General features: G+C 67.7%; 18 protein-coding genes. 8 read left to right on the plus strand and 10 right to left on the minus strand.

Going from position 1 to position 19555, the window contains the following annotated elements; genetic code table 11:
- The first annotated feature begins 358 nt into the window (after positions 1-358).
- A complete protein-coding gene (locus NQV17_RS08330) occupies positions 359-2290 on the plus strand; it encodes a sigma-54-dependent Fis family transcriptional regulator (protein WP_257771349.1) in 1932 nt (643 codons plus the stop codon).
- A gap of 46 nt (positions 2291-2336) precedes the next feature.
- Here the strand turns inward: NQV17_RS08330 and NQV17_RS08335 are convergent, their stop codons facing one another.
- Positions 2337-2771, minus strand: a complete 435-nt coding sequence (locus tag NQV17_RS08335) for a carboxymuconolactone decarboxylase family protein (RefSeq protein ID WP_257771351.1) — start codon at positions 2769-2771, stop codon at positions 2337-2339.
- The gene (locus tag NQV17_RS08340; RefSeq protein WP_257771354.1) at positions 2755-3216 is read right to left on the minus strand and encodes a MerR family transcriptional regulator; all 462 of its coding nucleotides are present in this window, start codon (positions 3214-3216) and stop codon (positions 2755-2757) included. The genes NQV17_RS08335 and NQV17_RS08340 overlap by 17 nt, the downstream gene beginning before the upstream one ends.
- Before the next feature lie 286 nt (positions 3217-3502).
- Between NQV17_RS08340 and NQV17_RS08345 the strand changes: the two genes are divergently transcribed.
- Positions 3503-4126, plus strand: coding sequence for a helix-hairpin-helix domain-containing protein (locus NQV17_RS08345; RefSeq protein ID WP_257771357.1), 624 nt, complete (start codon positions 3503-3505; stop codon positions 4124-4126).
- Positions 4127-4214: 88 nt separating this feature from the next.
- On the plus strand, positions 4215-4646 hold the full coding sequence (locus tag NQV17_RS08350) for a YidB family protein (RefSeq protein WP_124486282.1): 432 nt from the start codon (positions 4215-4217) through the stop codon (positions 4644-4646).
- A gap of 121 nt (positions 4647-4767) precedes the next feature.
- Here NQV17_RS08350 and clpB read toward each other — a convergent pair whose 3' ends face one another.
- Positions 4768-7365 carry an ATP-dependent chaperone ClpB gene (clpB, locus tag NQV17_RS08355; protein ID WP_257771360.1) on the minus strand — a complete coding sequence of 866 codons (2598 nt, stop codon included), beginning with the start codon at positions 7363-7365 and terminating at the stop codon, positions 4768-4770.
- A 156-nt stretch (positions 7366-7521) separates the two neighbouring features.
- Positions 7522-8040, minus strand: coding sequence for an Rrf2 family transcriptional regulator (locus NQV17_RS08360; protein ID WP_257771362.1), 519 nt, complete (start codon positions 8038-8040; stop codon positions 7522-7524).
- 265 nt (positions 8041-8305) lie between these two features.
- Here NQV17_RS08360 and NQV17_RS08365 point away from each other — a divergent pair, with 265 nt between their 5' ends.
- Positions 8306-8866: a group III truncated hemoglobin gene (locus NQV17_RS08365; protein WP_257771364.1), complete on the plus strand. Its 561-nt coding sequence runs from the start codon at positions 8306-8308 to the stop codon at positions 8864-8866.
- Positions 8867-8935: 69 nt separating this feature from the next.
- On the opposite strand, the gene NQV17_RS08370 is transcribed toward NQV17_RS08365, so the two are convergent.
- From NQV17_RS08370 to NQV17_RS08395, 6 genes are all read right to left on the minus strand, one after another.
- Positions 8936-9412 (minus strand): molybdenum cofactor biosynthesis protein MoaE, encoded by a 477-nt coding sequence (locus NQV17_RS08370; protein ID WP_124486280.1) that lies wholly within the window; start codon positions 9410-9412, stop codon positions 8936-8938.
- A gap of 59 nt (positions 9413-9471) precedes the next feature.
- Entirely contained in the window at positions 9472-9729 is a 258-nt protein-coding gene (gene moaD / locus NQV17_RS08375; RefSeq protein ID WP_006758354.1) for a molybdopterin converting factor subunit 1, read from the minus strand.
- A gap of 19 nt (positions 9730-9748) precedes the next feature.
- Positions 9749-10996 (minus strand): gephyrin-like molybdotransferase Glp, encoded by a 1248-nt coding sequence (gene glp / locus NQV17_RS08380; RefSeq protein ID WP_257771368.1) that lies wholly within the window; start codon positions 10994-10996, stop codon positions 9749-9751.
- A gap of 289 nt (positions 10997-11285) precedes the next feature.
- A complete protein-coding gene (thrC, locus tag NQV17_RS08385) occupies positions 11286-12737 on the minus strand; it encodes a threonine synthase (protein ID WP_257771370.1) in 1452 nt (483 codons plus the stop codon).
- A gap of 14 nt (positions 12738-12751) precedes the next feature.
- Positions 12752-14080 (minus strand): homoserine dehydrogenase, encoded by a 1329-nt coding sequence (locus NQV17_RS08390; RefSeq protein WP_257771372.1) that lies wholly within the window; start codon positions 14078-14080, stop codon positions 12752-12754.
- Positions 14081-14134: 54 nt separating this feature from the next.
- Positions 14135-15373: a pyridoxal phosphate-dependent aminotransferase gene (locus NQV17_RS08395; protein WP_257771374.1), complete on the minus strand. Its 1239-nt coding sequence runs from the start codon at positions 15371-15373 to the stop codon at positions 14135-14137.
- Between the two features lie 315 nt (positions 15374-15688).
- Between NQV17_RS08395 and NQV17_RS08400 the strand changes: the two genes are divergently transcribed.
- From NQV17_RS08400 to NQV17_RS08415, 4 genes are all read left to right on the plus strand, one after another.
- On the plus strand, positions 15689-16063 hold the full coding sequence (locus NQV17_RS08400) for an Mth938-like domain-containing protein (protein ID WP_006754746.1): 375 nt from the start codon (positions 15689-15691) through the stop codon (positions 16061-16063).
- A gap of 135 nt (positions 16064-16198) precedes the next feature.
- The gene (locus NQV17_RS08405; protein WP_257771377.1) at positions 16199-17875 is read left to right on the plus strand and encodes a glycosyltransferase family 39 protein; all 1677 of its coding nucleotides are present in this window, start codon (positions 16199-16201) and stop codon (positions 17873-17875) included.
- A 13-nt stretch (positions 17876-17888) separates the two neighbouring features.
- Positions 17889-18260 (plus strand): EamA family transporter, encoded by a 372-nt coding sequence (locus NQV17_RS08410; RefSeq protein WP_044847242.1) that lies wholly within the window; start codon positions 17889-17891, stop codon positions 18258-18260.
- A gap of 139 nt (positions 18261-18399) precedes the next feature.
- Complete coding sequence (locus NQV17_RS08415; RefSeq protein WP_044847241.1) at positions 18400-19551, plus strand: DegT/DnrJ/EryC1/StrS aminotransferase family protein; 1152 nt, start codon at positions 18400-18402, stop codon at positions 19549-19551.
- The last annotated feature ends 4 nt before the right edge of the window (positions 19552-19555 follow it).

Genomic DNA, 19555 nt, shown 5'->3' on the forward strand with positions numbered 1-19555 from the left:
TGCGGACTGGCTCGGCGGGTACGCCTGGCATCGGCGTCTGCTGCCGCGAGCGCCCGACGCTCCGCGAAACCGTCCGTGCGTCTCACGCGGTCGATCTCCGGGCGCGCCGATTTCGGCGCCTTCATCCGGGCCGCGATTTCGCCGGCAAGCCACGCGGATCGCGGCGCGGCGCGCACCGCCGTGCGCCGGCCCACCGGCGCGTGCGGCCTGAGCGCGCGTCTCAGCCGCGCGAGACCGGCTGAGATACCGCTGAGACGAACGTCTCACGCCGCGCGCGTGCTGCGATGCAATGTGATCCGCGCAAGCGGATGTGCTACAAGAACATCGAATTCCCCGCCGTACGGAACCGGAGCCGATCATGCCCTACGCAGTCCCCCAGGCCCAGCACGCCGACCGTGTGCTCGGCGCGCTCGCCGGACGCCTGCCCGCGCCGGCCGATTCCGCGCGTCTCGTGTCGTCGTGGCAGCGCTCGCTCGAGCGCTACGCGCTCGACCCGGCGTCGTCGATCGGCCCGCGCGTGCTGACCGCGGCCGAGCTGCGCGAGGTGCGCGACAAGGAGGAGGCCTTCCTGCGCGCATCGGGCCAGTGCCTGACGCGCCTGCACGACATGATTCGCGTCGCGGACTACTGCGTGATGCTGACCGACGCGCACGGCGTGACGATCGACTACCGGATCGACCGCGAACGCCGCAACGACTTCCGTCATGCGGGGCTGCACATCGGCTCGTGCTGGTCGGAAAGCGAAGAAGGCACCTGCGGCGTCGCGAGCGTGCTGACCGATCTCGCGCCGATCACCGTGCACAAGACCGACCACTTCCGCGCGGCGTTCACCACGCTCACCTGCAGCGCGGCCCCGATCTTCGCGCCGGGCGGCGAACTGATCGGCGTGCTCGATGCGTCGGCCGTCCAGTCGCCGGACGGCCGCGACAGCCAGCGTCTCGTGTACCAGCTCGTGCGGCAGAGCGCGGCGCTGATCGAGGATGGCTACTTCGTGCACAGCACCGCGCAGCACTGGATATTGTTCGGGCATCCGAATCGTCACTACGTCGAGGCGCAGCCCGAATGGCTGATCGCGTTCGACGAATGCGGCAATATCGTCGCCGCGAACCGGACGGCGCGCGACGCGCTGCCGGCGCTGCGCGAACCGCGCCATATCGACGAGATCTTCGATGCGACCGAGATGCCGCTGCGCGATGCCGCGCGGCTCGACGCGATCGTCGCGCTGCGGCTGCGCGCGACCGGCGCCCCGCTCTATGCACGGCTGCGCGCGCCGCTACGGCGCGCCGGCCGCGAAACCGGCACGGCACGGGCCGCCCCGGCATCGCGCCGCCCCGGCACCGCGCAGCGCCACGTCGGCGCGCTGACGCCGTTCCTGCACAGCAGCGACGCGCGCGTCGCACAGCAGGCCGAACTCGCGCTGCGTGTCGCGAGCAAGCGGTTGCCGATTCTCGTGCTCGGTGAAACCGGCGCGGGCAAGGAAGTGTTCGCCCGCGCGATCCACGACGCCGGTGCGCGACGCGCACGGCCGTTCGTCGCGGTCAACTGCGGCGCGCTGCCCGAGGCGCTGATCGAAAGCGAGCTGTTCGGCTATGCGGCCGGTGCGTTCACCGGTGCGCGCAAGCACGGCGCGCGCGGCAAGATCGCGCTCGCCGACGGCGGCACGCTGTTCCTCGACGAAATCGGCGACATGCCGCTCACGCTGCAGACACGCCTGCTGCGCGTGCTCGCCGACGGCGAGGTCGTGCCGCTCGGCAGCGATACGTCCGTGCGCGTCGATCTCGACGTGATCTGCGCGACGCACCGCGATCTCGCGCGGATGGTGGCCGACGGCACGTTCCGCGAGGATCTGTATTACCGGCTGAGCGGCGCGACGTTCGACCTGCCGCCGCTGCGCGAGCGCGCAGACGTGCGCGACGTGATCGCCGCGGTGTTCGCCGAGGAAGCGCAGGCGACCGGCCACGTGCTCACGCTCGACGCGACGCTCGCCGAGCAGCTCGCCGCGTATCCGTGGCCCGGCAACGTGCGGCAGCTGCGCAACGTGCTGCGCTATGCGTGCGCGGTGTGCGACGCCGCACGCGTGACACGGCGCGACCTGCCGGCCGATCTCGCCGCGCAGCTCGGCGCCGGTCCGGCCGGCGCGCTGCCGGACGACGAACGCGGCCGCATCGTCGCGGCGCTCACCGCGCATCGCTGGCGGCCGGACGCGGCCGCGCAGGCGCTCGGCATCTCGCGCGCGACGCTGTACCGGCGGATCGCGAAACACCGGATCGTCGCACCGCACCGCATCTGATGCATCTGATGCATCCGGTTCATCCGACGCACCGGCACGCGTCGCATCACGCGGCGTGCGCGACCGCTTCGGTCGTGCCGCCGTCCCGGCCGGCCGCTTCGTCGCGCCGCGTGAACACCTCGTGCGCGGCGAACAACGCATTGAGCGCGGCCGGAAAGCCCGCGTAGACGGCCATCTGCATGAACACCTCGACGATCTCGTCGCGGGTGCAGCCGACGTTCAGCGCAGCCTCGATATGCACCTTCAGCTGCGGCTGCGCGTTGCCGAGCGCGGCCAGCGCGGCGATCGTCGCGATCTCGCGCGCTTTCAGGTCGAGCTGCGGCCGGCTGTAGATGTCGCCGAACGGAAATTCGATCAACATCCGGCCGAAATCCGGCGCGATCGACGCGAGCGCGGCGATCACGCGCTCGCCCGCTTCGCCGTCGATTTCCTTCAGCTTGTCCCAGCCCCGCGCATAGCGGTCGTCAACGCGTTGTTCCATGGGGTCCGTCCTGTTCCGATAAAGAGTGAGAAGGGTTCGCCCGTCGTTCCGTCTCGCGTTCCTGCGTCTCGTAGTACGTGATCTTGTCGCCGATCGCGTCGAGGCTCGCCTGCAGTTCCGCGATATGCGCGCGCACCGCGTCGCGATGCGCGGCCAGCAAGCGCCGCCGCGCACCGAACGTCGATTCGCCCTGCGCACGCAGCGCCGCGAACTGCTGCATCTGCGCGATCGGCATGCCGGTCGCCTTCAGGCGCATCACGAAAGCAAGCCAGTCAAGGTCGGCCGGCGCGTAGAGCCGGTGCCCGGCCGCCGTGCGCGAAATCGCGCGCAGCAGGCCGGCCTGCTCGTAATACCGCAGCGTATGCGTCGACACGCCGGTCAGTTCGGCGACTTGCCCGATCGTGAGCGGACCGGCGGCGGAAGGTCTGGATACGGTTTTCGACATGGCAGGAACAAGGTTAGGAGTTAGAGTTCACTCTAAGTCAAGCGTTGTCGAACGGCCAAGTACGACAATTTGGAATCACCGCCGCGGACACCGTAAAGAATGGTCAAAACCGCCGCCCGGCGCGGCTTTCGGTCTTTACAGCGACGCAGGCCTTCAGCAAGATTCGGTCAGCCTGTCTCAAAAAGGGCACGCATTTGTCCTATGCTTAACGGCGACGCCCGGCCAGGCCTCGCCCCGCCGTCCGTTGCAACAGCCATTCATCCGTCAGAACCAGGGAGCCTTTGCCATGCTGAAAAAGCTGCTGATGCTGTTCGTCGCGCTATCGCTGTCGCTTGCCGCCGGCCTCGCCGCGGCCGTCGAAGTCAACACGGCCGACCAGGCCGCGCTCGAATCGGTGAAGGGCCTCGGCCCCGTGAAGTCGAAGGCGATCATCGACGAACGCACCAAGAACGGCCCGTTCAAGGACGCGGACGATCTCGCGAACCGCGTGAAGGGTCTCGGCACGAAGTCGGTCGGGCATCTCGAGGAAAACGGCCTGACGATCGGCGGCTCGTCGACGCCGCCGAAGGGCGTGAAGCTGTCGAAGCCGGCCGCGACGACGCCGGCGACGACCCCGTCGACCACGCCGGCCACGACGCCGGCAGGCACCGCTCCGACGTCGACGACCGCGACGGCCGGCACGACGGCGACGGCACCTGCACCGGCCGCGAGCGCGCCGGAAGCGGCGACCAAGCCGGCCAAGAGCAAGCGTGCATCGAAGAAGGAGAAGGCGGCCGCAGCCGCGGCGGCCTCCGCCGACGCGGGCGCGAGCGCGCCGGCCGCAGCGTCGTCCACGAAGGCGACGAAGGGTTCGAAGAAGAAGAGCAAGAAGGACAAGGCAGCCTCCGCCGCCGCGGCGTCGGGCGCCTGATGTGCGCCGCGTGCGCGATGGCGTGCGCGCGGCATTCGATCAACGGGCGCCGTCGTCACGGCGCCCTTTTCAGTAAAGGTAAAGAACCATGGGTCTCCTCGATATCGTTGGCGGTCTGCTCGGCGGCCAGGCCGGCGGCAACTCGCAAAGCGCGCTGATCGCGACCGCGCTCGAATTCATCAACAACCAGCCGGGCGGGCTGAACGGCCTGATCGAGAAGTTCCAGAAAGGCGGCGCCGGCGACGTGATCGGCTCGTGGGTCGGCACCGGCGAAAACCAGCCGATCTCGCCCGACACGCTGCAGAACGTGCTCGGCTCGGACGTCGTCGGTTCGCTCGCCAGCAAGATCGGCATCGATCCGGGCCAGGCCTCGTCGATCCTCGCGCAGGTGCTGCCGCACGTCGTCAACAGCGCGACGCCGAACGGCGAAGTGCCGGCCGGCGGCCAGATCGACACGTCGAACGTGCTCGGTACGCTCACGCAGCTCGCCGGCATGTTCGGCGGCAACAAGCAGGCTTGAGCCGCGCCGGCTGACGGCCTCGGCGGCGGTTTCGGCCGCCCATATGCAAACACCCCGCCTGAGCGGGGTGTTTGTTTTTGCGTGCCCGGCGCGAACCGGGCACGCGGCCGATGGCCGGCGATCAGTGCACGACGCGGTCGAACACGAACTGGCCGTCGTTGACGTCGACCGGGATCACGTCCTTCGGACCGAAGCGGCCCGCGAGGATCAGCTTCGCGACCGGGTTCTCGATCTCCTGCTGGATCGCGCGCTTCAGCGGCCGCGCGCCGAACACCGGATCGTAGCCGACCTTCGCGATCTGTTCGAGCGCCGCCGGCGACACGTCGAGCGCCATGTCGAGCTTCGCGAGCCGGTCGTGCAGGCGCGCGAGCTGGATCTTCGCGATCGACTCGATGTTGCTGCGATCGAGCGCGTGGAACACGACGACGTCGTCGATCCGGTTCACGAACTCCGGACGGAAGTGCTGCTTCACTTCGAGCCACACGGCGTCCTTGATCTCTTCCTGCGGCGAACCCGTCATCGCCTGGATCACCTGCGAGCCGAGGTTCGACGTCATCACGATCACCGTGTTCTTGAAGTCGACCGTGCGCCCCTGCCCGTCGGTCATGCGGCCGTCGTCGAGCACCTGCAGCAGCACGTTGAACACGTCCGGATGCGCCTTCTCGATCTCGTCGAGCAGGATCACGCTGTACGGCTTGCGGCGCACGGCTTCCGTCAGGTAGCCGCCTTCCTCGTAGCCGACGTAGCCCGGCGGCGCGCCGATCAGCCGCGCGACGCTGTGCTTCTCCATGAACTCGCTCATGTCGATGCGGATCAGGTGCTCTTCGGAATCGAACAGGAACGACGCCAGCGCCTTGCACAGCTCGGTCTTGCCGACCCCCGTCGGGCCGAGGAACAGGAACGAGCCGTACGGACGGTTCGGATCGGCGAGACCCGCGCGCGAACGACGGATCGCATCCGCGACCGCGCTGATCGCCTCGTCCTGGCCGACCACGCGCTCGTGCAGCTTCTCCTCGATGTGCAGCAGCTTCTCGCGTTCGCCCTGCATCATCCGCGACACCGGAATCCCGGTTGCGCGCGACACGACTTCCGCGATTTCTTCGGCGCCGACCTGCGTGCGCAGCAGCCGCGGACGCGTCGGGTTGTGCTGCTCCTGCTCTTCGGCCTGCGTGACCTGCTTCAGTCGCGACTCGAGTTGCGGCAGCCTGCCGTACTGCAGCTCGGCGACCTTCTCCAGCTTGCCTTCCCGCTGCAGACGCGCGATGTCGGCGCGCACCTTCTCGATCTCTTCCTTGAGCTGCGCGCTGCCTTGCACCGCGGCCTTCTCGGCGGTCCAGATCTCTTCCAGGTCAGCATATTCGCGACCAAGGCGCTCGATCTCTTCCTCGATCAGCTGCAGGCGCTTCTGCGACGCTTCGTCCTGCTCCTTCTTCACGGCCTCGCGCTCGATCTTCAGCTGGATCAGACGACGATCGAGCTTGTCCATCTCTTCGGGCTTCGAATCGATTTCCATCTTGATCTTCGATGCAGCCTCGTCGATCAGGTCGATTGCCTTGTCCGGCAGGAAACGATCGGTGATGTAGCGGTGCGACAGCTCGGCCGCGGCGACGATCGCCGGGTCGGTGATGTCGACGCCGTGGTGCAGCTCGTACTTCTCCTGCAGCCCGCGCAGGATCGCGATCGTCGCCTCGACGCTCGGCTCGTCGACGAGCACCTTCTGGAAGCGACGCTCGAGCGCGGCATCCTTCTCGATGTACTTGCGGTATTCGTCGAGCGTGGTCGCGCCGATGCAGTGCAGCTCGCCGCGCGACAGCGCCGGCTTCAGCATGTTGCCCGCGTCCATCGCACCCTCGGCCTTGCCGGCACCGACCATCGTGTGGATCTCGTCGATGAACACGATCGTCTGGCCTTCGTCCTTCGCGATGTCGTTGAGCACGGCCTTCAGGCGCTCCTCGAACTCGCCGCGATACTTCGCGCCGGCGAGCAGTGCGGCCATGTCGAGCGACAGCACGCGCTTGCCCTTCAGCGTCTCGGGCACTTCGCCGTTGACGATCCGCTGCGCGAGCCCTTCGACGATCGCGGTCTTGCCGACGCCCGGCTCGCCGATCAGCACCGGGTTGTTCTTGGTGCGGCGCTGCAGGATCTGGATCGAACGGCGGATTTCGTCGTCGCGGCCGATCACCGGGTCGAGCTTGCCCGCGCGGGCGCGCTCGGTCAGGTCGACCGTGTATTTCTTCAGCGCCTCGCGCTGGCTTTCCGCGTCCTGGCTGTGCACCTGCGAGCCGCCACGCACCGCGGCGATCGCGGCTTCGAGCGCCTTGCGCGTGAGGCCGTGCTGCCGGGCCAGCTTGCCGGCTTCGCCCTTGTCATCGGACACGGCGAGCAGGAACATCTCGCTCGCGATGAACGTGTCGTTGAGCTTCTGCGCTTCCTTGTCGGCCTGGTTCAGCAGCCCGGCCAGCTCCCGGCCGATCTGTATGTCGCCGCCCGTGCCCGTCACTTGCGGCAGGCGCGAAATGGCTTCGTTCAGCGCGCCTTGCAGCGCCTGCACGTGAACGCCCGCGCGCGACATCAGCGAGCGGGCGGAGCCGTCCTGCTGCGCGACCAGCGCCGCCAGCACGTGAACGGGTTCGATGTATTGATTGTCGCGGCCTGCCGCGAGGCTTTGCGCGTCAGAGAGTGCTTCCTGGAACTTGGTGGTGAGCTTGTCGATTCTCATTTGGTGAGACCTCCAATTTTCGATTAACACCAAGATGAGGATGGTTATACGGGTTTCAAGCGAAATTCGGGTTGATTCAACGCAAAAATCGTCGGGCGGCGACGCGGCGGCCTGCGGGCGGGCCGCAGCGCGGACGGCGGGGACGGCGCCGGCGTGTCAGTCGCCCCTCGACGACGATTCGGCGGCCGCCGGCGCGTCATCCCCGGACGGTTCGGCGCGCACCAGCGCGATCGGACGAATGCCCAGCAGCGCGGCGAGCGGCGACGCGGGCACGCTCAGCTCGCCGAGCGTGTGGCGGTCGAGCTCGGCGAAGAATGCGTCGCGCGCGGCCGCCAGCACACCCTTCAGGCGGCACTGCGGCTCGATCACGCAGCCGCGCGCCTCGTCGCCGTCGGGCACGAAGCAGCCGACCAGCGCGAAATCGTTCTCGGTCGCGCGCACCACCTGGCCGACCGTCAGCTTCAGCGATTCGGGGAACAGCCGCAGCCCGCCGTTGCGGCCGCGCACGGTATCGACCCAGCCGAGCTCGCCGAGCTGCTGCACGACTTTCATCAGATGGTTCTTCGAGATGCCGTAGGCGTCCGAGATCTCCTGGATCGTCGCGAGCCCCTCGCCGCGCACGGCGAGATACAGCATGACGCGCAGCGAGTAGTCGGTGTAGTCGGTGAGTCTCATGAGCAGGTACGGAAAATCGTCGATCGTGCCCCGCTCGGGCGAAGCGGGTCGATCGGAACGCGCGCCGGGGCGGCTGTCGAGGCCACTGACGACGCCGGGTTGCCGGGACGGCCTGCGCGCAATAAGATGCATGACATCTGCGCATTTTTCAGGCAGGGGTGGACGCTATTTTGCGTCAAAATTCCGTCGGCGTCCTGCGCGTTGCCCACGCCGCCGTTCCGCCGACACGTCACCGATGCCCTGAACTTCCCGGCCCTTTTTTGCCATGACCGCCCTGCCCGCCACGCCCGATACCGCTCCGGCCCGCCTGCGCGACGCCGAACCGACCGAAGACAACATCCGCGACCTCGTGTACGCGTTCTACGACCGCGTGCGCGCCGATCCGCTGCTCGGCCCCGTGTTCGACGCGAAGCTGGACGGCCGCTGGGACGACCATCTGCCGAAGATGGTGAGCTTCTGGTCGAGCCTCGTGCTCGGCACCAAGGGCTATCGCGGCAACGTGCAGCAGGCGCACCAGCCGCTCGACGGGATCGAGCCCGCGCATTTCAGCCGCTGGCTGTCGCTGTTCCTGAAGACCGTCGAGGGGCGCTACACGCCGCCCGCGGCCATCCGCTTCATGGAGCCCGCGCTGCGGATCGCGCAGAGCCTGCAGCTGAGCCGCTTCGGCTGGGATTACCCGATTCCGCCCGAGCAGCAGGCGCTGCTCGATGCGATCGCGCCGCGCCGCCGCGACACGGGCGACGATCCGCATGCGCTGCCGTCACGCGCCCGCGGCGAGCCGTTTCCGACGAGGATCATCGGACGCGGCACGGATCCGGACGCCTGACACGACGATTCGCAGCGCTCGAACCCTCGAGCGCCTGCGGCACATCGCCGCACGACGCGAACGCCGCGCTCAACGCGGCGTGTTGCCCGATTCGACGCCCCAGCGCGCGAGCGCCGCATCGTCGGTACTGCGGGCATCGACCCAGCGCTCGCCGTCCGGCGTCGTTTCCTTCTTCCAGAACGGCGCCTCGGTCTTCAGGTAGTCCATCACGAATTCGCACGACGCGAACGCGTCGCCGCGATGCGACGCGACCGTCGCGACCATCACGATCTGGTCGAGCGGCAGCAGCCGGCCGACGCGATGCACGATCGCGACGTCGATCCCGGGCCAGCGCCGGCCGGCCTCGGCGGCGATCTTCTCGAGCGCCTTCTCGGTCATCCCCGGATAGTGCTCGAGCTCCATCGCGGCGACCGAATCGCCTTCGTTCAGGTCGCGCACGGTGCCGACGAAGCACGCGACCGCGCCGATCTTCGGGTTGCGCGCGCGCAGTGCCGCGACTTCGGTGTTCAGGTCGAAGTCGTCGGTCTGGATTCGTATCGTTGCCATCATCTGCCTCTGTCGAGCAGAGTTAGCGCTTCAGCGCTTACTCTGCTCCCTTCCAAAGCTCAACCGCCCGTCACCGGCGGAAAGAACGCGACCTCGCAACCGTCGGTGAGCCGCGTATCGGGATCGGTCATCTCGTGATTGCATGCCATGCGCAACGCGCGCCCTTCGGCGAGCGTTTCGGCCCACGCGCCGCCGCGCAGGCGCAGCCACGCGCGCACGTCGCCGACAGTCGTCACGCCGTCCGGCACGTCGGCCTGCTCGTCGGACACGCCCAGCGCCTCGCGCACGCTGGCAAAGAATTTCAGCTGAATCTTCATAGGTCGGGAAGCCGTCGTATTACGACAGCAGTTCGGAAAACGGAATGAAACGCACGGTCTCGCCCGCGCTGATCGCGTGCTGCGGCGGATTGTCGATCAGTCCGTCGCCCCAGACCGTCGACGTCAGCACCGCCGAGCTCTGGTTCGGGAACAGGTCGAGGCCGCCGGCCGCGTTGACGCGCGCGCGCAGGAATTCGTTGCGCCGGTCGCCCTTGCCTTGCGAGAAGTCCGCGCGCAGCGACAGCGCGCGCGGCGTGACGTCGCGCACGCCGGACAGGCGCAGCAGGAACGGCCGCACGAACAGCAGGAACGTGACGAAGCTCGACACGGGGTTGCCCGGCAGCCCGATGAAATGCGCGTCGGGACGCGCGTCGCCGCGGCGCACCGCGCCGAACGCGAGCGGCTTGCCCGGCTTCATCGCGATCTGCCACAGCGCCAGCCGCCCTTCGGCCTCGACGGCCGGCTTCACGTGATCCTCGTCGCCGACCGATACGCCGCCGCTCGTCAGGATCACGTCGTGATCGCGCGCGGCCTCGCGCAGCGTGTCGCGGGTCGCGGCGAGCGAGTCGGGCACGATCCCGTAGTCGGTCACGTGGCAGCCGAGCCGCTCGAGCAGCCCGCGCAGCGTGAAGCGGTTCGAGTTGTAGATCGCGCCGGGCTTCAGCGGCTCGCCCGGCATCGTCAGTTCGTCGCCGGTGAAGAACACCGCGACGCGAATCCGCCGCGCGACCGACAGCTGTGCGCAGCCGACCGACGCGGCCAGCCCGAGCGCCTGTGGCGTGAGCCGCGTGCCGGCCGGCAGGATCACCGAACCCTGGCGGATGTCCGCGCCCTGCGCGGTGATCCATTCACCGGCTTTCGGCGTGTGCAGGATCTCGACCGCGTCGCCGTCGGCCGACGTCTGTTCCTGCATCACGACGGCGTCGGCGCCGGCCGGCACCGTCGCGCCGGTGAAGATCCGCGCGGCCGTGCCCGCCGCGAGCGGCGCGGCCGGATGGCCGGCCGGAATCCGCTGCGACACCGGCAGGCGCCGCTCGCCGTGCAGCAGGTCGGCGACGCGCACCGCGTAGCCGTCCATCGCGCTCGTATGCATCGGCGGCACGTCGAGCGGCGAACTCACGTCGGCCGCCAGCACGCGGCCGAGCGCGTCGAGCGTGGCGACGGTTTCGGCGCCGGGTAACGGCTTCGCGGCTTCGAGCAGCGCGGCGAGCGCTTCGGCGGTCGACAGCATCGGCGCGCGCGGCGCCGCGGGATTCGGGTTCGACATCGATGGAATCGGGGAAACGTTGGAGTCAATACGTCATTGTAGCGACGCCGTCGCGCCCACGCGCGATATGCCGGACATGCGGCAACTGTGATCGGCGCGAACACGCGGCACTGGCACTTGTTTCGATTTACTTGTTTCGATTCGCGCGCCGTCGGACGGCGCGCCCGTGCGCGGCCGCCGCCCAACCCAAAGAAAACGGCCGGAACCCCGATCCGTGCGACGAATCGGCATTCCGGCCGTGCTGCGCCGCCGGGCTTGCGACCCCGCGGCACGCTACCCCGGTGCTACGTCATGCGCCCGTATGCGCGACGATGAAGTCCTTCACCTGCTGCGCGTCGGCCTTCACGACCTCGAAACGCTGCGGCAGCGCCTCGAGCCCGTCGAATGCGGCCGGCCGCTCGGCCTCGCGATCGAGCGCTTCGCGGATCGTCTCGCCGAACTTGATCGGCTGGGCCGTCTCGAGCACGACCATCGGCACGCCCGCGTCGAGATGCTCGCGCGCGACCTTCACGCCGTCGGCCGTGTGCGTATCGATCATCGTGTCGTAGCGCGCGAACACGTCGCGGATCGTCGCGATCCGGTCCGTGTGGCTGCTGCGGCCCGACACGAAGCCGAACTCGGCGACGCGCGCGAAATCGCCGCTCGCCGCGAGATCGAAACCACCCTTCTCCTCGACGTCGCGGAACAGCTGCATCACGCGGGCCGGATCGCGGCCGAGCAGGTCGAACACGAAGCGCTCGAAGTTCGACGCCTTCGAGATGTCCATGCTCGGGCTGCTCGTGTGATAGGTGTTTTCCGCGCTGCGCACGCGGTATGCGCCGGTGCGGAAGAACTCGTCGAGCACGTCGTTCTCGTTGGTCGCGACCACGAGCTTCGCGATCGGCAGGCCCATCATCCGCGCGATGTGGCCCGCGCAGACGTTGCCGAAGTTGCCCGACGGCACCGTAAACGACACGCGCTCGTCGTTCGACGTCGTCGCCGCGAAATAGCCCTTGAAGTAGTACACGACCTGCGCGACGACGCGCGCCCAGTTGATCGAGTTGACCGTGCCGATCTTCTGCTGCGCCTTGAACGCGTGATCGTTCGAGACGGCCTTCACGATGTCCTGGCAGTCGTCGAACACGCCTTCGACCGCGAGGTTGAAGATGTTCGGATCCTGCAGGCTGAACATCTGGGCGGTCTGGAACGCGCTCATCTTCTTGTGCGGCGACAGCATGAACACGCGCACGCCGGCCTTGCCGCGCATCGCGTACTCGGCCGCGCTGCCGGTGTCGCCCGACGTCGCGCCGAGGATGTTCAGCGCTTCGCCGTGCTTCGCAAGCGTGTACTCGAACAGGTTGCCGAGCAGCTGCATCGCCATGTCCTTGAACGCGAGCGTCGGGCCGTTCGACAGTTCGAGCAGCGACAGCGCCGCGCCGTTCTCGGTGCCGAGCGTCTTCAGCGGCGTGATGTCGGACGCGTTCTCGCCGTGGCGCGTGTTGCTGTATACGGCGGCCGTATAGGTGCGGCGCGTGATCGCGCGCAGGTCGTCGGCCGGCACGTCGTCGCAGAACTTCGACAGGATCTCGAACGCGAGATCCGCGTACGGCAGCGTGCGCCAGCGCGCGAGTTCGTCGGCCGACACCTGCGGGTACTCGGCCGGCAGGTACAGCCCGCCGTCCTTCGCAAGGCCGCCGAGCAGGATGTCGGAGAACGTGTGGCGCTCGCCGATGCCGGCGCCGCGCGTGGAGATGTAGTTCATGTCGTTCCTGGTCCTCAGTTCAGCGCTTCCATACGCAGCTTCGTCACCTTCGAGACCACCGTCGCGAGGCTCTCGATCTGCGCGATCGCCGCGTTCACGTGCTTCTCGAGCGTCTCGTGCGTGATCAGGATGATGTCGGTTTCGCCGTTCGCGTCGTCGACCTGCTCCGATTCCTTCTGCAGCAGCGCGTCGATCGAGATGCCCGTGGCGGCGAGGATGCGCGTGATGTCCGCGAGCACGCCGGTCTGGTCGGCCACGCGCAGGCGCAGGTAGTAGCCGCTCGTCACTTCCTCGATCGGCAGGATCGGCGTGTTCGACAGGCTGTCCGGCTGGAACGCGAGATGCGGCACGCGATGCTCGGGGTCGGCCGTGTGCAGGCGCGTGACGTCGACGAGATCCGCGACAACCGCCGACGCGGTCGGTTCCGCGCCCGCGCCCTTGCCGTAGTACAGCGTCGTGCCGACCGCGTCGCCGTGCACGACGACCGCGTTCATCGCGCCCTCGACGTTCGCGAGCAGGCGCTTCTCCGGAATCAGCGTCGGGTGCACGCGCAGCTCGATGCCGTTTTCGGCGCGGCGCGCGATGCCGAGCAGCTTGATCCGGTAGCCGAGCTCTTCCGCGTAGCGGATGTCGGTCGCGTCGAGCTTGCTGATGCCTTCGACGTAGGCACGGTCGAACTGGACCGGCACGCCGAACGCGATCGCGCTCATGATGGTCGCCTTGTGCGCGGCGTCGACGCCTTCGATGTCGAAGGTCGGATCGGCTTCCGCATAGCCGAGCTCCTGCGCGGCCTTCAGCGCGGTCGCGAAGTCGAGGCCGCGGTCGCGCATTTCCGACAGGATGTAGTTCGTCGTGCCGTTGATGATGCCGGCGATGTACTGGATGCGGTTCGCGGTCAGGCCTTCGCGCAGCGCCTTGATGATCGGGATGCCGCCGGCGACGGCCGCCTCGAACGCGACCATCACGCCCTTCTCGCGCGCGGCCTCGAAGATCTCGGTGCCGTGCACCGCGAGCAGCGCCTTGTTCGCCGTCACGACGTGCTTGCCGTTCGCGATCGCGCGCAGCACGAGCTCGCGTGCGATGCCCGTGCCGCCGATCATCTCGGCGATGATCGAGATCGACGGATCGTCGACGACCGAGTTGAAATCGTCGGTGATCTGCGCGGCGCCGGCGTTACCGCCGAGTGCGGCCTGCGCCTTGGCCGGATTGCGCACCGCGATGCGCGCGATCTCGATGCCGCGCCCCGCGCGTCGCTTGATTTCTTCCTGGTTGCGGTGCAGCACCGTGAAGGTGCCGCTGCCGACGGTGCCGAAGCCCAACAGGCCAACTTTGATCGGTTCCATGCTGCGTGTGATCGATGAGTAAGAATTGAATGAATGCCCGGGGACGCTGTCCGCTCAGACCGAATGACGCTTGCGGTAGCCGTCGAGGAAGCGCGCGATCCGGTTGATCGAATCGGTCAGGTCGTCGAGGTTCGGCAGGAAGACCACGCGGAAGTGATCCGGCGCGCCCCAGTTGAAGCCCGTCCCCTGCACGAGCAGCACGCGTTCCTCGAGCAACAGGTCGAGGATGAACTGCTGGTCGTTCTGGATCGGATAAAGCTTCGGATCGAGGCGCGGGAACATGTACAGCGCGGCCTGCGGCTTCACGCAGGTCACGCCGGGAATCGACGTGAGCATGTCGTATGCGAGTTCGCGCTGCTTGAAGAGGCGGCCGCTCGGCACGATCAGCTCGTTGATGCTCTGGTAGCCGCCGAGCGCGGTCTGGATCGCGAACTGCCCGGGCACGTTCGCGCACAGGCGCATCGACGACAGGATCCCGAGGCCTTCCAGGTAATCCTTCGCGCGCCGGCGGTTGTCGCCGCCGAGGCCCGACACGGCCATCCAGCCCGCGCGGTAGCCGCACGAGCGATAGCTTTTCGACAGGCTGTTGAACGTGACGGTGATCACGTCTTCCGACAGCGAGCCCAGCGCCGTGTGCTCGAGCCCGTCGTAGACGATCTTGTCGTAGACCTCGTCGGCGAACACGATCAGCCCGTGCTGACGCGCGATCTCAAGCAGCTCGAGCAGCAATTCGTCGGAATAAAGCGCGCCGGTCGGGTTGTTCGGGTTGATCACGACGATCGCCTTGGTATTCGGCGTGATCTTGCGGCGGATGTCGTCGAGGTCGGGCATCCACGCGTTCTGCTCGTCGCACACGTAGTGCACGGGCGTGCCGCCCGACAGGCTCACGGCGGCCGTCCACAGCGGGTAGTCGGGCGCCGGCAGCAGCACTTCGTCGCCGTCGTTCAGCAGCGCCTGGGTCGCCATCACGATCAGTTCGGACGCGCCGTTGCCGATGTAGATGTCGTCGAGGCCGACGCCCACGACGCCCTTTTCCTGCGTGTAGTGCATCACGGCCTTGCGCGCCGAGAACACGCCCTTCGAATCCGAATAGCCGGACGACGCCGGCAGGTTGCGGATCATGTCCTGGATGATTTCGTCCGGCGCGTCGAAACCGAACGGCGCGAGGTTGCCGATGTTCAGCTTGATGATGCGGTGGCCTTCTTCCTCGAGGCGCTTCGCGTGCTCGAGCACCGGGCCACGGATGTCGTAGCAGACGTTGAGCAGCTTGTTCGACTTCTGAATCGGTTTCACGACGACACGGTTCCTGGGTTGGCCTTGCGGCCGGGGGACGGGATCAAAACTGGAGAGCGGCTGGTCTATGCGCGCTGTCTAGACTGGGGAAAATGCGGGCAGTCGGACGCGGCTTGTGGCGACGCACGATGCAAGTGGCGCCCGGGGGCGACCAAAAAGTTATAATTTAGCGGATTTTGGCCAACTTTCGCAATGCACCATGGCCGCTCCGGGCCCGCGCCGTCAGGCGTCCCGCGTGCGGCGGTCGCGAAACGGCCGCCCGGGCCCGTGCGGCCCTTGCCAGACCTTCCCTCCACGGAACCGCGGAATACCGATTTGAAACTGCACCAGGACACGAGCGGCGCGCTCAACACCGTCACCGGCTACGGCCCCGATTATGTCGACGTCAACCTCCAACGCCACGAAGGGAGCGTCATCGTGCTGCCCGGCGCACCGGTGCGGGACTGGCCCGTGTCGTCGTTCGACGCGCTCGCGCCCGAGCATTTCGCGATGCTGCTCGACCCGGCCCCCGAACTCGTGATCTTCGGCAGCGGCGCGCGGCTGCGCTTCCCGCACCCGCGCCTCGTGGCCGCGCTGACGGCCAAGCGGATCGGCGTCGAGACGATGGATTTCCAGGCCGCCTGCCGGACCTACAACATCCTGATGGCCGAGGGCCGCAAAGTGGCCGCCGCGCTCTTAATTGAACGTTAATCCCCGATGCGGTAAAACTCGGGCCGGCACACCGGGTCGATCCCCGGATCATCACGCGGATCGGCAACCGGCAAGCCGGCCGCCGCCGGCGCGACCCGCCGGCGGCGCTTACAACAACCAACAGGCTGAAAATTCATGAACGATACGCCGTCGAGGCTACCGCTCAATCGCATCACGCTCGTCCTCCTGCTCGTCGCGCTCGCGATCGTCTGGTTCGCGCCGCTCGGGCTGCGCCACCTGATCCCGAGCGACGAAGGCCGCTACGCGGAAATGGCGCGGGAAATGTTCGTCACCGGCGACTGGATCACGCCGCGCTACAACGGCTACAAGTATTTCGAGAAGCCGCCGCTGCAGACCTGGCTGAACGCGCTGACGTTCGCCTGGTTCGGCATCGGCGAATGGCAGGCGCGCCTGTACACGGGCCTCGCCAGCTTCGCCGGCGTGCTGCTGGTCGGCTTCACGGGCGCGCGCCTGTTCAACCCGCTGTCCGGCTTGCTCGCGGCCGTCGTGCTCGCGTGCTCGCCGTACTGGAACCTGATGGGCCACTTCAACGCGCTCGACATGGGGCTCGCGTTCTGGATGGCGCTGTCGCTCTGCTCGCTGCTGCTCGCGCAGCGGCCCGGGCTGCCGGCGGGCGCGGTGCGCGGCTGGATGTGGGCGTGCTGGGCCGCGATGGCGTTCGCCGTGCTGTCCAAGGGCCTCGTCGGCCTGATCCTGCCCGGCGCCGTACTGGTGCTCTATACGCTGATCGCCCGCGACTGGGCACTGTGGAAGCGGCTCTACCTGGTCAGCGGCCTCGTGATCTTCTTCGCGATCGTCACGCCGTGGTTCGTGCTCGTCCAGCAGCGCAACCCCGAGTTCTTCAACTTCTTCTTCATCGTCCAGCAGTTCCGCCGTTACCTGACCCCGGAACAGAACCGCCCGGGCCCGTTCTACTATTTCGTGCCGGTGCTGCTGGTCGGCTTCCTGCCGTGGCTGTCGGTCGCGTGGCAGAGCATCCGCCATGCGCTGCGGATGCCGCGCCAGCCGAACGGCTTCTCGCCGATGCTCGTGCTGCTGATCTGGAGCGCGTTCATCTTCCTGTTCTTCAGCACGTCGCACTCGAAGCTGATCTCGTACGTGCTGCCGGTCGCGCCGGCGCTCGCGCTGATCATCGGCGCGTACCTGCCGCTGATGAGCGCCGACCGGTTCCGCCGCCACCTGCTCGGCTACCTCGTGTTCTTCGTCGTCGCGGCGTTCGGGATCATCTTCCTCGCGTATCAGGGCGACGCCCGCACGCCGAACGCGCTGTATCGTGCATTCCAGGTGTGGCTGTACGCGGGCCTCGCGGTCGCGGGCGCGCTGACGCTCGCGGCCGCCTGGCTGAACCGCCGCGTGGGCGTCGCGGCCGCGATCACCGCGTTCGGCGCCGCGTGGCTCGCGTTCGGCACGATCGGCGGCACCGGTCACGACGAATTCGGCCGCTACAGCTCGGGCGCGCTGCTCGCGCCCGCCGTGCGCGCCGAACTGGCGAAGCTGCCGCCCGACACGCCGTTCTACTCGATCGAGATGCTCGATCACACGTTCCCGTTCTATATGGGCCACACGACGATCATGGTCCAGCGCCAGGACGAGCTCGCATTCGGCATCTCGGTCGAGCCGGACAAGTGGGTCCCGACCGTCGACCAATGGATCGAACGCTGGAAGCAGGACACCCGTGCGCTCGCGATCATGCCGCCCGGCCAGTACGACACGCTGGTCAGGCAAGGCGTGCCGATGCGCGTGATCGCGCGCGACAACCGCCGCGTGATCGTCGAGAAACCGCAATCGTAAGGACGCCCGCCGCATGAATCCCGTTTCATTCGTCTGCATCATCACCGGCGTGATGCTCAACGCCTGTGCGCAACTTCTGCTGAAAGCCGGCGTCAACGCCGTTGGACACTTCGAATTCAGCCGTGCGAACATCCTGCCGGTCGGCCTGAAGATCGCGACCCAGCTGCCGATCATCGGCGGCCTCGGCTGCTACGTGCTGAGCGTCGTCGTCTGGATTGTCGGGCTGTCGCGGGTCGACGTTTCGATCGCCTACCCGATGCTGTCGCTCGGCTACGTGGTCAACGCGTTCGCCGCCTGGTACCTGTTCGGCGAGGTGCTGTCGGTCCAGCGGCTGGTCGGCATCGGCATCATCCTGATCGGCGTGCTCGTGCTCGCGCGCAGTTGAGCGCGCCCGGCCGGCCCGGCGGGCATTAAGCGTCCGCCTACAAAAAATCACGGTACGAATCCGGCAACCGGTGTTTAATGCCGGTTTCGGGCCGGATCGCCCGACCCCTTTATTACACGCCATTACAGGCAAAGTGTTCATGAGCCAGACTACCGCTCCGTTCCTGCCGTTCACCCGCCCCGAGATCGACGAGGAAACCATCCAGGGCGTCGTCGACGTGCTGCGCTCGGGCTGGATCACCACCGGCCCGCAGAGCCAGAAGTTCGAAGCCGCGCTGTCCGAGTACTGCGGCGGCCGTCCGGTCCGCGCGTTCAATTCGGGCACCTGCACGCTCGAGATCGGCCTGCGCATCGCGGGCGTCGGCCCCGGCGACGAGGTGATCACGACGCCGGCGTCGTGGGTGTCGACCAGCAACGTGATCCTCGAGACGGGCGCGACGCCCGTGTTCGCCGACATCGACCCCGTCACGCGCAACATCGACCTCGACAAGCTCGAGCAGGCGATCACGCCGCGCACGAAGGCGCTCATCCCGGTCTACCTGGCCGGCCTGCCGGTCGACATGGACCGCCTGTACGCGATTGCGCGCGCACACAACCTGCGCGTGATCGAGGACGCCGCGCAGGCGCTCGGCTCGACGTGGCAAGGCAAGCGCATCGGCGCGATCGGCGACATCGTGTCGTTCAGCTTCCATGCGAACAAGAACCTGACGACGATCGAAGGCGGCGCGCTCGTGCTGAACAACGAGGACGAGGCGACGCTCGCGCAGAAGTACCGGCTGCAGGGCATCACGCGCACCGGCTTCGACGGGATGGACTGCGACGTGCTCGGCGGCAAGTACAACCTGACCGATGTCGCCGCGCGCGTCGGCCTCGGCCAGCTGCCGCACCTCGAGCGCTTCACCGCGCAGCGCCGCGCACTCGCGCGCGCGTATTTCGCCGCGCTCGACGGCGGTGCGGCCGTGCAGCTCGGGCTCGGCCTGCCCGTCGCCGATTTCGAGAACAGCAACTGGCACATGTTCCAGGTCACGCTGCCGCTCGACCGGCTGTCGATCTCGCGCGCCGATTTCATGGCGCAGATGAAGGAGCGCGGGATCGGCACGGGCGTCCACTATCCGGCCATCCATCTTTTCACGCTGTATCGTGCGCGCGGCTTCAAGGAGGGCATGTTCCCCCACGCCGAACGATACGGTGCATCGACCGTCACGCTGCCGCTCTTCACGCAGATGACGGAAGACGACGTGCGTCGCGTGGCCGACGCCATCAACCAGATTTGCGAACAATACGGAAAATAAGCGT

Source organism: Burkholderia sp. SCN-KJ (assembly GCF_024656005.1).
Classification (GTDB): domain Bacteria; phylum Pseudomonadota; class Gammaproteobacteria; order Burkholderiales; family Burkholderiaceae; genus Burkholderia.

Bases quoted from the DNA above. Each gene is read 5' to 3' on its own strand.
- NQV17_RS08345 (WP_257771357.1), top strand. From the start codon at position 3,503: ATGCTGAAAAAGCTGCTGATGCTGTTCGTCGCGCTATCGCTGTCGCTT.
- NQV17_RS08330 (WP_257771349.1), top strand. From the start codon at position 359: ATGCCCTACGCAGTCCCCCAGGCCCAGCACGCCGACCGTGTGCTCGGC.
- NQV17_RS08370 (WP_124486280.1), bottom strand. From the start codon at position 9,412: ATGGCAACGATACGAATCCAGACCGACGACTTCGACCTGAACACCGAA.
- glp (WP_257771368.1), bottom strand. From the start codon at position 10,996: ATGTCGAACCCGAATCCCGCGGCGCCGCGCGCGCCGATGCTGTCGACC.
- clpB (WP_257771360.1), bottom strand. From the start codon at position 7,365: ATGAGAATCGACAAGCTCACCACCAAGTTCCAGGAAGCACTCTCTGAC.
- NQV17_RS08405 (WP_257771377.1), top strand. From the start codon at position 16,199: ATGAACGATACGCCGTCGAGGCTACCGCTCAATCGCATCACGCTCGTC.
- thrC (WP_257771370.1), bottom strand. From the start codon at position 12,737: ATGAACTACATCTCCACGCGCGGCGCCGGCATCGGCGAGCGCCACACG.
- NQV17_RS08390 (WP_257771372.1), bottom strand. From the start codon at position 14,080: ATGGAACCGATCAAAGTTGGCCTGTTGGGCTTCGGCACCGTCGGCAGC.
- NQV17_RS08365 (WP_257771364.1), top strand. From the start codon at position 8,306: ATGACCGCCCTGCCCGCCACGCCCGATACCGCTCCGGCCCGCCTGCGC.
- moaD (WP_006758354.1), bottom strand. From the start codon at position 9,729: ATGAAGATTCAGCTGAAATTCTTTGCCAGCGTGCGCGAGGCGCTGGGC.
- NQV17_RS08410 (WP_044847242.1), top strand. From the start codon at position 17,889: ATGAATCCCGTTTCATTCGTCTGCATCATCACCGGCGTGATGCTCAAC.
- NQV17_RS08335 (WP_257771351.1), bottom strand. From the start codon at position 2,771: ATGGAACAACGCGTTGACGACCGCTATGCGCGGGGCTGGGACAAGCTG.
- NQV17_RS08360 (WP_257771362.1), bottom strand. From the start codon at position 8,040: ATGAGACTCACCGACTACACCGACTACTCGCTGCGCGTCATGCTGTAT.
- NQV17_RS08340 (WP_257771354.1), bottom strand. From the start codon at position 3,216: ATGTCGAAAACCGTATCCAGACCTTCCGCCGCCGGTCCGCTCACGATC.
- NQV17_RS08350 (WP_124486282.1), top strand. From the start codon at position 4,215: ATGGGTCTCCTCGATATCGTTGGCGGTCTGCTCGGCGGCCAGGCCGGC.
- NQV17_RS08415 (WP_044847241.1), top strand. From the start codon at position 18,400: ATGAGCCAGACTACCGCTCCGTTCCTGCCGTTCACCCGCCCCGAGATC.